The following is a 13,031-nucleotide window of genomic DNA, read 5'->3' as shown; positions in this document are numbered from 1 at the left end:
GAAGGTTGGACGCGGGCAGAGCGGATTGCGTCTATGCACTAATCTTGTCCAGGCCGCAGTCCGCGGTTGCATACGAAGCTCTTCATAGGAATCGAACCAGCGACCCGCGGAGCGGTAAGCACCTGAATTAAATGTGATGGGCCGTACCGACCCCTAAAGGCGCATTGTCGTTCTGGGCTGGAAGCAGGCCATTGTTACGCAACGGCTTGCCGCAATTTTTCCGCGGGATCGGCAGATTGAAAAAAGAACAAAGAGTAGACAGAAATTCATCTGTATAGGATAGGTAGGCGGCAAAGACAGCGAACCCATGCGTGCACGATTCGGGAGCTAGCAGTGACTTTCGTTACCCATCGCGACCCTATCGACACTCCCGTCCTCCGCAAGGAGAGAGGCGCGTTCTTCACGCCTCCGGCGATTACCCGTTTTATTTCCAAATGGGCCATCCGCGCGTCTGAAGATCGCGTGCTCGAGCCCGCGGCTGGCGATGCCGCATTCTTGGTTTCGGCGGTCGAGCGGCTTCGTGAACTCGGTCCACGCAGGCGCTCGTGCCCGATTGTTCATGGCGTGGAGATCCATGCGCACAGCGCAGCCGTTGCCCGCAAGCGGGTCGCTGACGTGGGGGGCGAGGCCGATATCCAATTGTCCGACTTCTTTGCCGTCACGCCTAATCCAGCGTTCGACGCCGTTATCGGAAATCCTCCTTATATTCGATATCAGGATTTCACCGGCGAAGCCCGCACTCGTGCCCGAGAAGCGGCCATCAGGGGCGGCATTTCCTTGACAGGGCTCGCGTCCAGTTGGGCTGCGTTCACCGTGCACTCGGCGTTGTTCCTGAAGAATGGTGGCCGCCTGGCCTTCGTCTTGCCCGCCGAACTGCTCTCGGTGAACTATGCCGCGCCCGTCCGCAAGTTCCTGTTCAGTCGATTCCGCGACGTGCAGCTCGTGTTGTTCGATGAGCAAGTGTTCCCGGAGGCGGAAGCGGACGTAGTGCTTCTCCTCGCTGACGGCTACCTGGAGGGGCCGGCGGATTTTGCAACGATCCGGCAAACCAAGAACGCTGCAACGCTCGACACTTTAGGCCCGGGACTGAGCTGGACACCGGTCGACCCTGCGGCCAAATGGACCAGCAGTCTCGTTGCTGCCGACGCGGTGCATCTTTTGCAGGCCCTCACTGGAACCGGCCTATACACGAACCTGGAGACCTGGGGCGACACGACGCTCGGAATGGTAACCGGAAACAACAAATACTTCACGCTTTCCCCCCAGCGCGCAGCAGAGCTCGGACTGCGCCCAGACGAGTTGCTCAGCCTTTCGCCACCAGGAAGCTCGCATTTGCGAGGCCTCTCGCTCTCGAGTGCCCAGCTTAAGAAACTTGGTGAAGAGGGCAGCGCGATCCACCTGTTCTATCCAAATGAACGGCCTTCCAAGGCTGCCGCGGCATATATCGCCGACGGCCACAGGACAGGCGTCGACACCGCCTATAAATGCCGGGTCCGCAAGACCTGGTATCGGGTGCCGCTCGTTTCACCCGCGGACCTCTTGCTGACATGCATGAATGCGGACACCCCCCGGATCACCGAAAATGCCGCCAAGGCCCGTCATCTTAATTCGGTGCATGGGGTTTACCTGAACGAGGCATATACTGCCTTGGGCCGCGAGCTCCTTCCTGTCGCCAGCTTGAACTCAATCACCTTGTTGCATGCCGAAATGGTCGGCCGCGCCTATGGAGGCGGGATACTGAAGATCGAGCCAAAGGAGGCAGACGTTTGGGCCATGCCGTCCCCGACCCTGGTCGCCTCTCGCGCCGATGAGCTTCGCAAGGTCAAGCGAAGCGTTGCAAAGCTGCTGGACAAAGGGCGGCTGCTCGATGCCGTTAATCTGGTTGACGAGGTACTGCTGGTGGACGGCGAGGTTTCCGCGACACAAATGGCAGCCGTCCGGAATGCACGCGCGGAACTGGCGAACCGTCGCAATTTGAGGTCAGCAAGTGGCCGCTAAACCAAGTTCGAAAGCAGAAGCCTGGGAAATATTCGATCATATCGTCGAAGCTGCCGCACCCAGCGGGGAACACAACAATCCATGGGTTCTTGGAACTGACGGCCAGCCGTTCATCAAGCCCGATTACGACACCCTTGCGCTATTGCTCGGTGTTCCGCTGCACCTGAAAGCGGGAACCCAAACAGGAGTTCCTGCCATCGCTCTCGATGTCTGGCTCAGCTACGAACTTCGCAGGGCCGGTTTCGGCACGGACCAAGTCTGGCCAAGGCCAGCGAACCCACGCGTCCTCCCCGCGCCCGTAGCGGCATTCGTCAAGTCACTTCCCGTGGCCGTTCGAGCCAACGCGGAATCCTATTTGCTATCGAGGACGTCCATCCCCGGGGTCACCTCCTCCTCGGCATCCATTCTGGGGAAAAACTACCTGAAACAGGTGGATGTCATCATCACCGACTGGGTCACCGGCCCCGAATTGCTGATTTCAACGAAGCGCATGGATTCCTCCTATGGGAAGAATGCGCCGAACCGCATCGAGGAGTCCTACGGCGATGCCAAGAACCTTCGCTTACGCCACCCGCTGGCGGCTCTAGGGTTCTTGTTTGGCCTACGGTCTGACATCCTGGAAAAGGAGCCCAAGACGGCCGAGTGGTTGTTCGATCTCTTGGCTAAACTTGGCCGTGAGGACGATGCGTACCACTCCACCTGCCTGGTGTTGATGGAATACTCATCTGATCCAGTACTACCGGCGGCCGACGAGGAAGAACCAACCGACGGCATATTAGAACCAGGCCCGCAGCCGATAACGGATCCGGCAGAGGCTGAGATCGCGCACCTTGCGGAAAGCACGGTCAAGAGCATCGTCAAGGCCCTGCCCAAGGTATCGATCCTCGAAGAGCGAACCCCCGATGAACTCTCGCCCGCCCGTTTTCTGACATCTTTGGTTACGCGCGTTCTCGCGACTACACCCGTCAACATGCATGAGGAGGCTAGGAGGCGCAGGTCTTCAGTGTTGGCAAAGAGATAACGACCCTCCGAAACCTGGCGCGACCAGCAATCGAATGTATAAGACGCTGGTTGATTCATTGTTGAGCGAGCACCTGGAGCACGGAATCTCGCAAACGCTTACAGTCAGCTTCAAAATCACCGCCTTCACCAGCGCTCGTCCAAAGTGTTTTCAGCTCCGTTTCCGAAGCGTCCAATCGTTCCAACGCCACCATGATCCGCTGTCTGAGATTTGGGATTTTTAATATTTTCCCGGCATCGCGCCTAATCGCTAGTTTATGATCGTCGATGGATGGAGGAGTTGGAAATCCTCCCGCGATTGCCACAACCTCACACATCGCCCAGAAGGTTTGTTCTGTCTCCGCCGGAATAGGTTTCCCTAAATCCGAATACTCAGCAATTTCTGCAAGCGGGGTAGTCACAGCAAGAAATCCCAGCCGGTCGAACAGTGCCATCCAATCACTCGCAGCATCATTTTCGAAAACGTCTTTGCCCCAAGTACCCATAGGATGTCCTGTAACTTCTGCACCAATGGGCGCGGTCTACGAAAAAATAGGAGCGACCGCAATTGATGCAAAGTTCCGCTTCAAAAGCCGCGCTCCCTTGCCGCCCCCTCGCCCTCGTGGTTCAAGGGACTTGCACAATGCGGCCGTTACCCTCGATCTCTGCACGTCGCATCGCTGGATGCCCCGACAATTCAACATTTCCGTTGCCCGAAATCGAACCATCCGCGTCTACCTGGGCGGTCATCTTTGCATTGCCGCTCCCTCGGATTGTCACCGTTGCCGATTTTGCAATCAGGCCTTCGAATTGGGCTTCGCCAGAGCCGGAAATGTTGAGCTTGATGCGTCTGCAATTCCCGTCGCAGAGGAATTCCCGCTGCCTTGATGTTCACCTCAAGCTCTGGCTGGTTGATCTTGGATAGTGTCAGGTCAACATTGTTCAGCAAATCCCATCTGGTGATCGCTGGTCCCGATAGCCTGATGTCGAGCCGGGAAGCAAACAGCCAGGATTGCAGTCCAAGCCCACTCGGCCGGATGTAAGTCGCAAATGATTGACCAACGCCAAATCGCCGCTGACGACAGCCTCCGTCTTTTCCCCTGGTTGGTAGTGGATGGCGCCGAACAGGGCGATTGCCAGCCTGCCGTCCGCAACAAAAGGCAGTTAACCTACTGCTGGGTACCGCTTGCAGGCTCGCAGGTCGATCCTCCGTTCCATAAATATGCTGCGCTGGCCCAGCCAGACCCGGAAAGAACGGTTCCGAGCGCTAGGAAGGCGGACCGGAAAAACCACGCCGAAGACAATTATTTTAACAGCAGCATCGACATGTTTACTTGATGGACAGTAGTTCATGTGAATTATGGTGTGATGAGAGACTTATGCAACCCGAGATTCATCGGCATTATCGTCGTTGCTACCTTGGTGGCGGCCCTCTTGCTGATCGACGATGTAAGCTCGTCATGGCGGTCTGCAATGCTGGTAGCCATACTGGGGCAGGTTGGAGCACTTTGGATGTTCCGCCTGCTCTGCCTACTATTTATTGGCCTAGCGCTGTGGGCGATATGGCAAGATGTGAAGTCGCAAACGCGCGTTGATCGGATCATCGCCCAGCGGAATAAGATCGACAAAGGTGTCCGGCGCGACGAGTGACGGGCTTTTCAACGATTTCCGCCAACAGCCACATCGCTTTAGTGTTTCTTTACGCTATAATGAGGAAGCTACGCGCTTCATTTCTGGCGGGCCGAATAGTCTGTATAAGTTCCTGTCATGTTGGGATCATTGCCGAGCTTCTCACATGACAGCATCAATCTTTTCATTAGGATTGTGCTTGGCATAGACGTTGCAATCTTCATCGCCGTTGGCACGTATTATTTCATCTTGAACGAGCGTCTTGCTTCAAAGGCATCGAAGTTCGGTGAGATTACCTACACGACACCGTTCACAATCCACACAGGGATCGCCTGGGGATCGCCAGAGTGCCCGCAAGCGATCAGAGACGAGTATTTCCATCTCCGCAGGCAAATGTGGAAGCACAGCGCTTTCATTGCGATCCCAATTTTAATCTACCTCATTTTCCTTCGGCCCTATTATAATTAGCGAGGCAAAGTCGACCGAACCGGTCTTCCAACGCTTTCAAACTATTCCGAGTTTTCGATCCTGGGTTACCGGAAATCTCGGGCTTTTAGGGAATGGGCTCGGCATAGTATCGGGCTCTGGATAAATTCCGTTATGCCGAATTCGGCATAAGGGTATTAATATGTCCCGCGACTGCATTCCTTGGCCGGAAGGTTCCCGGGAATCCGGCCTACCGGGGTGCCATAAGCGAATTCACTCCCCTCCCGCTCGGAAGAGCGGTAAATCTTCAGGCATTCGGAGCACAGCAATCTTGTCACCAGACAGCTCTCGAAGTAGCACGTTCCAATGAAAAACGAGCTTATCCACGAAATCTGGCTCGATCCCGAACGTGATGGTCAGATGCTTCCTGGCCTTTGTCTTGCTGGCCCCATGGGTGATGGGTTCAGGGCACTCCTTAGGCCAGGAGCGGTAAAGGCCGCCGAACTGACGGGACATAGCCATTTCGACGCCATGACCAAATATCGGAAGATTCAAGGCTGGGGCGAATACGTGGCGGAATATCTGCAAGATCACGAGCCCTATCCAGATGAATGGGCAGCAATTCAGCGCACTTTTCTCGATGGCGGAAATTGATCCGCAGTCGGCGGCTGCAGTCTGGCCCTTGTGTTCGCATTCTTTCCAATGGAGGTTGGGTCCTCACCTGGAGCTGATCGATACGAAGGTCGGGGATTCATCCCGATCCCCGATACTATGCCGAGCCCGTTCGCTAAAGCCTGATATTTCCAGTTCCAGGATCAAAAAGCTCGGCATAATTCAGAGGTGCTCGAAGACAGGGTTCGGCACGACGCCGACACCTTCGGCGACGACTACGCCTGAAATTCTTTGGAAAGTATGCCCATCATCAGGTCGTCATGCCATACACCGTCTACGAAGGCGGTTTCTCGCTCCCGTCCCTCAATCAGGAAGCCACACTTCTGGTAGGCCCTGATTGCTCGCTCATTGAAAGCAAGAACCCTTATGCCAATGCGGTGGAAATTCAGCTCCGTGAAGGCGTGGTGCAAAAGCAGGCGGATCGCCTCGCTTCCATGTCCTTTTCCAAGCTGCATGGGGTCATAGATTGCGATTGCCATTGATGCTCGGCGATCCTGAGCATTAATGCCGTGGAGTTTGATTTCTCCTATCAGCCGTCCCGCAACTTCAATAATCCAAGCGTAAGGGTTGGTCGCGTGGCCGTGAGCCCACGCTTCCGCCGCATCCATTGTCATAGGTTTCGTGTCGGAATGGCTCACGCCGAACATCCTCACAACGTCGGGGTTGTTTCCCAGCGAAAATCGGGCTGCGGCATCATCAGGCGAAGCCGGCCGTAGCCGCAAGCTTGGGCCTTCCATGCAAGTCATCATTACCTCGATTTCGAACCGATCAATGGAGTTAGTCTAAGTGAAACTGGGACTGGCACAATGACCGCTCATGCTTCCCTGCCATAGTGCTGCCACAGAATTCCGCCCAATCATGCCTGTATAACAAGCGGATGGCGAAGAATGAGATTGCTGGTTCTCCTTGCTGCGGCCCTCTTTCTGACAGCGGTGCATGCCCAAGCCCAAGTTTACGCGCCATATGATGGATACGATGAATACGACGGCTACGACTATGATGACCCTTACAGCCCGTATCCCCCTCCTCCCTACTACGAGCCAGAACCTGGCTATCGAGAACCTTTGCAAGAACGTCGGGAGCCATCGACGCGAATTGGACGGGGAACCGTTGTCATCGCCACGCGTGAGCACACTCTGATTTACACGACCGCACAGGGCGAGCAGTTCGCTTACCCCATTGCCGTCGGCCGTGAGGGCAAGCAGTGGTACGGAACAACGCGGGTCGTGTCGAAGCGATTGCATCCCGAATGGCGACCCACGGCCAGCATGCGGCAGAAGAACCCACGGCTTCCGGCCGTTGTGAAACCCGGTCCCGCAAATCCGCTTGGAACCCGCGCGATCTACCTTGCCGACGGACTGCTACGCATCCACGGCACCAACGATCCCTCCTCGATTGGAACCAACGCGTCGAGTGGTTGCTTTCGGATGTACCGCGAAGATGTCGAGGAGCTTTATGAGATGGTGCAGCCGGGAACCCGAGTAATCGTCCAGCGGTAATCGAATTTCGCTTGACCGAACTGTCCCGTCATTTCCATTTCGCTGCCCACTGGCGGAGTTCAGCCTTCGCCTTTTCAGGCCATGCTTTCACGTCGGGATTCACCTTGATCTTCTGCCCGGACGGCTTCCAAGCAAGGTAGACAGTCCTCGAAGCTAGGTGGATGATGCTCGCCTTGAAAAGATTCGAACCACCGACCCGTTGAGACTCACCATCGAGAACAAAGCCTAGCGCGTTGGCAAAGTGTCTGGCCATTCCTGCGCGCCATGGAGGACGCGAAGAATACGAACCGCTGTTTCGGTAATTGCATACGCCGCGACGTACGGCGTGCCGTTAATTGCCAGTTCGCGGGTGCCAGCAATTCTGCCAACACGACCGCTCGCGGGAAAATCCACCAACCGACGGACGGCAGCAACGATCCGTTCGTCGACCAGTATGGCGGCTGACGGATTTTCTGCTTCTATGTATGTGAAAATGGCGTCGCGATCCGATAACGCGAACGCAGACCAGATAAGCTTCACGATTTGCGCGCACCAGCGTTAAGGCGAGCTGCCGCTCGACGTTCAGCGAAATGCGCCTCGACTTCATCATCTGAGACGTCCGGTCGAATATCGTTCAGCGCTTCAAGTACCTTGGTGCGAAACCAAGCGTCGTGGGCCTCGCTGCCTGAAAGAAGCTCCAGCGGCAGCGCACCTTCGTTGGCCGTTCGGGTGAGTAAGATACGAACCGCATCAGATACGGTCAGCCCCATATTTCCAAGCACTGCGGAGGCACGATCCCGAACATCGGCATCGATACGAGTTTGTACCAGTGCATTTGCAGCCATAGCGATCTCCACTTTTTGGCGAAATGATAATGCAAATGAATGACAAACGCCATAGTGCTTTTAGGATCGCCTGCTGGATGAATAAGCAGCACGACCTAAACTGAGCAACCGAACAGTCCCGGCATTGAGCTATGTTTTTAGATCAGAACCCGGGACGAACGCGCATTGCCATGCTTTAGGCGCGAGGAACCGACCCGCCCAAACGAACGACTGTTCATGATGATGATTGCGTATGGGTGGAGGCGGAACTCAAGGACGTCGGTGATCAAGCTCAGATGCGCGGATTGCCTACCGCATTCCCGATAGTGCGTCCGGGGCTGCTCCGATCGCCTCGAATTATTTCACCCCACAGCCGGTTCTGGGGTGAGGTTGATGCATCGGATGGAATCTCTCCCTCCCGGCCGGATTCAGCGACAGCAATCGCATTCTTTAGTTTGGCAACATCGATTACGAACACTTCTCTATAATCTGCCACGGCTCGTCCTCCTGTGATGAGGATCGGCTCGGCCTGTCCGAGCAACCCTCGGAAGACCAGTGCAGGGCGAGCCACCTCAGCTACGAAGACGGACATACGGTCTTACTGACGAGAGACAGTTGATCGACATTCTGTAAATCCAGGTCGAAAGCGGGCTTCGTGCCCGAAGAAGCTATTTGGAAACAGAATGTGCGGATCTCATCAGGGCCTGGCTACAACAGCAGTCCACTCGCGAGAGGCCAGATACATTTACGCAGACTGCTATCGTCGCAACCTAAAGTCCTTGCAATGACAGGGCGGACCATACATTTTTTGACAGCACGTCCTGAAGCATCGCCTTTGACCTTGCCCCCAAGTTTTATCCAATTTTGAGTTCGCTCCAGCGGTTTTTGGTTTCGGTATTTGCGGCGGTAGCGGCGGGTTTCGGTGCGAAGCCATTTCGGCTGCGCAGCACCGCATCACGTCGCGGGTTGATTGTCTGAGCGAACTCGGCAGGTGTCATCCAGCCGAGTCCAGAGTGTGGTCGATGATCGTTGTAATCGCTGCGCCAGTTTGAAAGCGCTGATCGAGCATGGGTCAGTGACGAGAAGAGAGTTTCATTCAGGAACTCGTCTCGCAGCCGCCCATTGAAGCTTTCGATGAAGGCGTTCTGGATCGGTTTGCCCGGTGCGATGTAGTGCCATTCCACCTTGGTCAGATCCGTCCATTGCAGGATCGCGTTGCTGGTGAACTCACTGCCATTGTCGCTGACGATCATCTTCAGGAGCCTTGAAGGCCGCTTCGGCCTCTTTCCTCTCTAGACGGCTGCTGGGGCTCTCGGCTTTCCAGATGGCAATTGTGGTAGAGCTAGTCCTTAAGCTGATCGCCATGATGCAACAGTTCGCTTTCGGCGAAATCAATCGTGTCCCCGCGCCTTAGGGGATCAAAGAAGACGTTTAGCCCGCAAGTCGGCCGCGAAGGTGATGAGCGGCATCACGAGAGTCAGCGGCTTGTCCTTCAGCGGTTCGGCGCCATAGGAAGCGTACCAGTTGGCGGCGCGCTCGCCTTTGGCATCGATGATCAATAGAAGTCCCCCGCCCTCTCCTGCAAGTCGTAGGCAGCGGAGCGCTGCGGCAGCTAGGAGCTGGCCTCCCAGTCCCTGTCCGGAAACCGCTCGGTCGGTAGCCAATCGCGCGAGCTTGAAGCCCGGCACATCATGGCGGGCAAGACCGCGTGTCATTGCATCAGGCACAGTTGCGTGCTCGACTGCCGAAGGCGCGATTGTATAGAACCCAAGAATGCGGTCGCGCACTGCGTCGTCGATAGCACAGAAGGTCTTCGAGGCATTCTGCTCATGGCTTTGTCGGGCAAAGCGGAGCAGGAACTCGTTCATCTGAGCGTCGCCGCAATCGAAGGCCGCCCGACCGTGAGACTTGGCGATCGGTTCCTCATGCCATGCAGGTAAAGTCATAGGCTGTCCGGCAAACCGGCAATCGCCGCGCGCAGCTTGGCGTTGGGTTTGGGCGGATTTTCCAGAAGCTCAAGAATGCGAAGATGATCGCGCTCTGACACTTTGATCGTTTCGGCTTCTTCGATCACAGCTTCTGCTTCTCGCAGTGCGGATTGGGTTACGAAATTCGTCAGATCGGTATTACGAAGTGCCGCAGCGCGCACGAGCTTAGCCTTGGCCGTGGCAGGCACCCTCAAACTCATACGCTCACTGTTCTCGTTCGCTATACTCGGCATGTCAGCCTCCATCTCTCAATGAAATATAGGCGAAACTCCTCTCGGCGTCAATGGTGTGCGCCTTCAAGGCGTACACGTCGGATGTGAGCAGTTCTATATCTTCTTGGCTTGCCTCAGGGCTTGCAGAACGTTGGGTGTTGGTTTTCACGCGGAACGGAGCCGGTTAGGCGCATAATTTCCATTGAGAATTGAGCCATGTGAACCTTCCCCCAACGCGGTGAGCGACAGGGGCAACGGAGTGATCCACATGGGACTTTTAAACATCATCCGTCGGATGGCACTGCGCGAGAAGTTGTCGGTGCGCGAGATCAGCCGACGAACCGGATTGTCGCGCAATACGATCGCGAAGTATTTGAGCGCCGGCACGATCGAGCCGAAGTTTGCGGTACCGGAACAACCGAGCAAGCTCGATCCTTTTGCCGACAAACTGGCGGGCTGGCTGAAGACCGAGGCCGGGAAGTCGCGCAAGCAGCGCCGAACGCTGAAGCAGCTTCATGCTGATCTGACGGCTCTCGGCTTTACCGGCTCCTATGGTCGGGTCGCCGCGTTCGCCCGTGATTGGCGGGTCGAGCAGCAGACAGCGGGCCGCGGCATATTCGTTCCACTGTCTTTCCGTCCGGGCGAAGCATTCCAGTTCGACTGGAGTGAAGACTATGCTGTGATAGACGGCGAACGCACGAAGCTGCAGGTCGCCCATATCAAGTTGTCGCACAGCCGGGCGTTTCTGATCAGGGCTTACCTGCTGCAAACGCACGAGATGCTCTTCGACGCCCACTGGCACGGGTTCCGGGTGTTCGGCGGTGTGCCTGGTCGCGGCATTTACGATAACATGAAGACGGCGGTCGATCGCGTCGGTCGCGGTAAGGAGCGGCAGGTCAATATCCGTTTCCTGGCGATGACGAACCACTACGTCTTTGCGCCTGAGTTTTGCAATCCCGCCGCGGGTTGGGAAAAGGGTCAGGTCGAGAAGAACGTCCAGGATGCCCGACCTCGTCTGTGGCAGCAGATGCCGGACTTTCCGGATTTGGCGACATTAAATGCCTGGCTGGAACAGCATTGCCAGAACCTGTGGCGCGAGACAGCGCATGGCACCTTGCCAGGTACGATCGCGGACGTCTGGTCGGCAGAACGCCCGGTATTGATGGCGCTGCCTGCCGCGTTTGACGGCTTCGTTGAGCAGAGCAAGCGGGTTTCGCCGACATGCCTGATTACTTTCGAGCGGAACCGCTATAGCGTGCCTGCATCGTTTGCGAACCGGCCTGTCAGCCTGCGGATTTATCCGGAGCGGCTGGTCGTAGTGGCCGAGGGCAATATCCTCTGCGAACATCCACGCATCATAGAACGCAGTCACGACAAACCACCCCGAACGATTTACGACTGGCGGCATTACCTTGCCGTCATCCAGCGCAAACCTGGAGCTCTGCGTAATGGCGCACCCTTCCTTGAGTTACCGTTGGCCTTTCGACAACTGCAGGACCAGATGCTTCGCCGCCCCGGCGGTGATCGTGAGATGGCCGATATCCTCGCTCTTGTCCTTCATCACGATGAGCAGGTCGTTGTCAGAGCCGTGGAATTGGCCCTGGATGCGGGCGTGGCAACGAAAACGCATGTGCTGAACCTGCTGCACCGGCTGATCGACGGCAAGACGACCGACGGTCCCGATATCGACACGCCACAGGCGCTGACCCTGCTTCACGAACCCAAGGCGAATGTCGAACGCTATGATGGTCTGCGTCTCCGGATCGCAGGAGGTCGCCATGCGTCATGATCCTGCCAGTGCGGCCGTCGTCATCATGCTGCGTAGCCTGAAGATGTATGGCATGGCCCAGGCCGTCACGGACCTGATCGAGCAAGGGGCTCCAGCTTTTGATGCGGCCGTGCCCATCCTGTCCCAGTTGCTGAAGGCCGAGATGGCCGAGCGCGAGGTTCGCTCCATCGCCTATCACATGAAGGCTGCTCGCTTCCCGGCCTACAAGGACATCTCCGGCTTCGACTTCGCCGCCAGCGAAATCAACGAAGCGACCGTGCGCCAATTGCACCGATGCGAGTTCATGGACGGGGCGCAGAATATCGTTCTCGTCGGCGGGCCGGGCACAGGAAAAACACATGTGGCGACGGCTCTTGGCGTTCAGGCGATTGAGCATCATCGCCGAAAGGTCCGCTTCTTCTCCACAATCGAACTGGTCAATGCGCTCGAGCAGGAGAAAGCCAAAGGAAAGGCGGGCCAGATCGCCGAGACCCTCGTTCGCCTCGATCTGCTCATCCTGGACGAGTTGGGATACCTCCCGTTCAGCGCCTCCGGCGGAGCGCTGCTCTTCCATCTATTGAGTAAGCTCTACGAGCGCACCAGCGTCGTCATCACCACCAATCTTAGCTTCAGCGAATGGGCCTCGGTCTTCGGTGATGCCAAGATGACAACCGCTCTCCTCGACCGCCTGACCCACCGTTGCCATATCCTGGAAACCGGAAACGACAGCTTCCGCTTCAAAGCCAGCTCGGCCGCAGCAGCCCAAAAGAGAGGAGAAAAAACCAATCCCTTGACCAAAGCCTGATCAGAAAACCATATTCAAAGGTGGCTCACTTCTCGGTGGAAAAACCGGCTCAGTTCCGCGTGAAAACCAACACCAGAGGAATCGCTCATGCGAGCAAGCGTGCGAAAATTAGCTGCATCAACGATAAAATCGGTCATCTCTACGCCTCGGATGAAATAATAATTTTATGAATTCCCGAATATAGGCGCGACAAATACACAGGATCCCTTCCCTTGTACGTATCGTTTATGAA

17 protein-coding genes and 2 pseudogenes are annotated in these 13,031 nt (G+C 56.4%); 8 read left to right on the top strand and 11 right to left on the bottom strand.

Annotation, left to right across the window (positions count from 1 at the left end; translation table 11 throughout):
• Positions 1–333: 333 nt before the first annotated feature.
• Positions 334–1,998, top strand: a complete 1,665-nt coding sequence (locus NE851_RS01175; protein WP_254955776.1) for an HsdM family class I SAM-dependent methyltransferase — start codon at positions 334–336, stop codon at positions 1,996–1,998.
• Positions 1,988–3,019 carry a hypothetical protein gene (locus NE851_RS01170; protein ID WP_254955774.1) on the top strand — a complete coding sequence of 344 codons (1,032 nt, stop codon included), beginning with the start codon at positions 1,988–1,990 and terminating at the stop codon, positions 3,017–3,019. The genes NE851_RS01175 and NE851_RS01170 overlap by 11 nt, the downstream gene beginning before the upstream one ends.
• Before the next feature lie 55 nt (positions 3,020–3,074).
• On the opposite strand, the gene NE851_RS01165 is transcribed toward NE851_RS01170, so the two are convergent.
• Positions 3,075–3,503, bottom strand: coding sequence for a DUF4259 domain-containing protein (locus NE851_RS01165; RefSeq protein WP_183906535.1), 429 nt, complete (start codon positions 3,501–3,503; stop codon positions 3,075–3,077).
• A gap of 121 nt (positions 3,504–3,624) precedes the next feature.
• A complete protein-coding gene (locus tag NE851_RS01160) occupies positions 3,625–3,831 on the bottom strand; it encodes a GIN domain-containing protein (RefSeq protein WP_254956343.1) in 207 nt (68 codons plus the stop codon).
• Between the two features lie 216 nt (positions 3,832–4,047).
• Here NE851_RS01160 and NE851_RS01155 point away from each other — a divergent pair, with 216 nt between their 5' ends.
• From NE851_RS01155 to NE851_RS01145, 3 genes are all read left to right on the top strand, one after another.
• Complete coding sequence (locus NE851_RS01155) at positions 4,048–4,335, top strand: hypothetical protein (protein ID WP_254955769.1); 288 nt, start codon at positions 4,048–4,050, stop codon at positions 4,333–4,335.
• A gap of 15 nt (positions 4,336–4,350) precedes the next feature.
• On the top strand, positions 4,351–4,647 hold the full coding sequence (locus NE851_RS01150; RefSeq protein WP_254955767.1) for a hypothetical protein: 297 nt from the start codon (positions 4,351–4,353) through the stop codon (positions 4,645–4,647).
• A gap of 771 nt (positions 4,648–5,418) precedes the next feature.
• Entirely contained in the window at positions 5,419–5,706 is a 288-nt protein-coding gene (locus NE851_RS01145; protein WP_254955765.1) for a hypothetical protein, read from the top strand.
• Between the two features lie 233 nt (positions 5,707–5,939).
• On the opposite strand, the gene NE851_RS01140 is transcribed toward NE851_RS01145, so the two are convergent.
• Positions 5,940–6,461, bottom strand: a complete 522-nt coding sequence (locus NE851_RS01140) for a GNAT family N-acetyltransferase (RefSeq protein WP_368411024.1) — start codon at positions 6,459–6,461, stop codon at positions 5,940–5,942.
• A gap of 150 nt (positions 6,462–6,611) precedes the next feature.
• Here NE851_RS01140 and NE851_RS01135 point away from each other — a divergent pair, with 150 nt between their 5' ends.
• Complete coding sequence (locus tag NE851_RS01135; RefSeq protein WP_183845504.1) at positions 6,612–7,223, top strand: L,D-transpeptidase; 612 nt, start codon at positions 6,612–6,614, stop codon at positions 7,221–7,223.
• A 28-nt stretch (positions 7,224–7,251) separates the two neighbouring features.
• Here the strand turns inward: NE851_RS01135 and NE851_RS35475 are convergent, their stop codons facing one another.
• The 7 genes and pseudogenes from NE851_RS35475 to NE851_RS01105 all read right to left on the bottom strand — a co-directional run bounded on the left by NE851_RS35475 (position 7,252) and on the right by NE851_RS01105 (position 10,247).
• Positions 7,252–7,476, bottom strand: coding sequence for an Ivy family c-type lysozyme inhibitor (locus NE851_RS35475; protein ID WP_497007570.1), 225 nt, complete (start codon positions 7,474–7,476; stop codon positions 7,252–7,254).
• A complete protein-coding gene (locus tag NE851_RS01130; protein WP_168333864.1) occupies positions 7,449–7,742 on the bottom strand; it encodes a type II toxin-antitoxin system RelE/ParE family toxin in 294 nt (97 codons plus the stop codon). Before NE851_RS01130 ends, NE851_RS35475 begins: the two co-directional genes overlap by 28 nt.
• Complete coding sequence (locus tag NE851_RS01125) at positions 7,739–8,047, bottom strand: type II toxin-antitoxin system RelB/DinJ family antitoxin (RefSeq protein WP_168333863.1); 309 nt, start codon at positions 8,045–8,047, stop codon at positions 7,739–7,741. The genes NE851_RS01130 and NE851_RS01125 overlap by 4 nt, the downstream gene beginning before the upstream one ends.
• A 385-nt stretch (positions 8,048–8,432) precedes the next feature.
• Positions 8,433–8,618: pseudogene (locus NE851_RS01120) on the bottom strand (IS110 family transposase); the annotation flags it as partial.
• A 262-nt stretch (positions 8,619–8,880) separates the two neighbouring features.
• Positions 8,881–9,282, bottom strand: a pseudogene (locus NE851_RS01115) (integrase core domain-containing protein); the annotation flags it as partial.
• Between the two features lie 162 nt (positions 9,283–9,444).
• Positions 9,445–9,972 carry a GNAT family N-acetyltransferase gene (locus tag NE851_RS01110; RefSeq protein ID WP_097596161.1) on the bottom strand — a complete coding sequence of 176 codons (528 nt, stop codon included), beginning with the start codon at positions 9,970–9,972 and terminating at the stop codon, positions 9,445–9,447.
• Positions 9,969–10,247: a type II toxin-antitoxin system TacA family antitoxin gene (locus tag NE851_RS01105; RefSeq protein ID WP_097596198.1), complete on the bottom strand. Its 279-nt coding sequence runs from the start codon at positions 10,245–10,247 to the stop codon at positions 9,969–9,971. The genes NE851_RS01110 and NE851_RS01105 overlap by 4 nt, the downstream gene beginning before the upstream one ends.
• Before the next feature lie 247 nt (positions 10,248–10,494).
• On the opposite strand from NE851_RS01105, the gene istA reads away from it, so the two are divergent.
• Both istA and istB read left to right on the top strand, forming a co-directional pair.
• Positions 10,495–12,015 carry an IS21 family transposase gene (gene istA, locus NE851_RS01100; protein WP_254955750.1) on the top strand — a complete coding sequence of 507 codons (1,521 nt, stop codon included), beginning with the start codon at positions 10,495–10,497 and terminating at the stop codon, positions 12,013–12,015.
• Positions 12,005–12,799 (top strand): IS21-like element helper ATPase IstB, encoded by a 795-nt coding sequence (istB, locus tag NE851_RS01095; RefSeq protein ID WP_152093828.1) that lies wholly within the window; start codon positions 12,005–12,007, stop codon positions 12,797–12,799. The genes istA and istB overlap by 11 nt, the downstream gene beginning before the upstream one ends.
• Before the next feature lie 14 nt (positions 12,800–12,813).
• On the opposite strand, the gene NE851_RS01090 is transcribed toward istB, so the two are convergent.
• Positions 12,814–12,936, bottom strand: coding sequence for a hypothetical protein (locus NE851_RS01090; protein ID WP_254955743.1), 123 nt, complete (start codon positions 12,934–12,936; stop codon positions 12,814–12,816).
• Between the last annotated feature and the right edge of the window lie 95 nt (positions 12,937–13,031).

It is taken from the genome of Rhizobium anhuiense bv. trifolii (genome assembly GCF_024346605.1).
In the GTDB taxonomy this organism is placed as follows: Bacteria; Pseudomonadota; Alphaproteobacteria; order Rhizobiales; family Rhizobiaceae; genus Rhizobium; species Rhizobium anhuiense.
The sequence above is the reverse complement of the archived record's forward strand: the minus strand, read 5'-3'. Positions and strand labels throughout refer to the sequence as shown.

Coding starts and splice junctions, on each gene's coding strand:
- NE851_RS01165 (WP_183906535.1), bottom strand. CDS start 3,503: ATGGGTACTTGGGGCAAAGACGTTTTCGAAAATGATGCTGCGAGTGAT.
- NE851_RS01155 (WP_254955769.1), top strand. CDS start 4,048: ATGATTGACCAACGCCAAATCGCCGCTGACGACAGCCTCCGTCTTTTC.
- NE851_RS01145 (WP_254955765.1), top strand. CDS start 5,419: ATGAAAAACGAGCTTATCCACGAAATCTGGCTCGATCCCGAACGTGAT.
- NE851_RS01140 (WP_368411024.1), bottom strand. CDS start 6,461: ATGGAAGGCCCAAGCTTGCGGCTACGGCCGGCTTCGCCTGATGATGCC.
- NE851_RS01135 (WP_183845504.1), top strand. CDS start 6,612: ATGAGATTGCTGGTTCTCCTTGCTGCGGCCCTCTTTCTGACAGCGGTG.
- NE851_RS35475 (WP_497007570.1), bottom strand. CDS start 7,476: ATGGCCAGACACTTTGCCAACGCGCTAGGCTTTGTTCTCGATGGTGAG.
- NE851_RS01125 (WP_168333863.1), bottom strand. CDS start 8,047: ATGGCTGCAAATGCACTGGTACAAACTCGTATCGATGCCGATGTTCGG.
- NE851_RS01110 (WP_097596161.1), bottom strand. CDS start 9,972: ATGACTTTACCTGCATGGCATGAGGAACCGATCGCCAAGTCTCACGGT.
- NE851_RS01105 (WP_097596198.1), bottom strand. CDS start 10,247: ATGCCGAGTATAGCGAACGAGAACAGTGAGCGTATGAGTTTGAGGGTG.
- istA (WP_254955750.1), top strand. CDS start 10,495: ATGGGACTTTTAAACATCATCCGTCGGATGGCACTGCGCGAGAAGTTG.
- istB (WP_152093828.1), top strand. CDS start 12,005: ATGCGTCATGATCCTGCCAGTGCGGCCGTCGTCATCATGCTGCGTAGC.
- NE851_RS01090 (WP_254955743.1), bottom strand. CDS start 12,936: ATGACCGATTTTATCGTTGATGCAGCTAATTTTCGCACGCTTGCTCGC.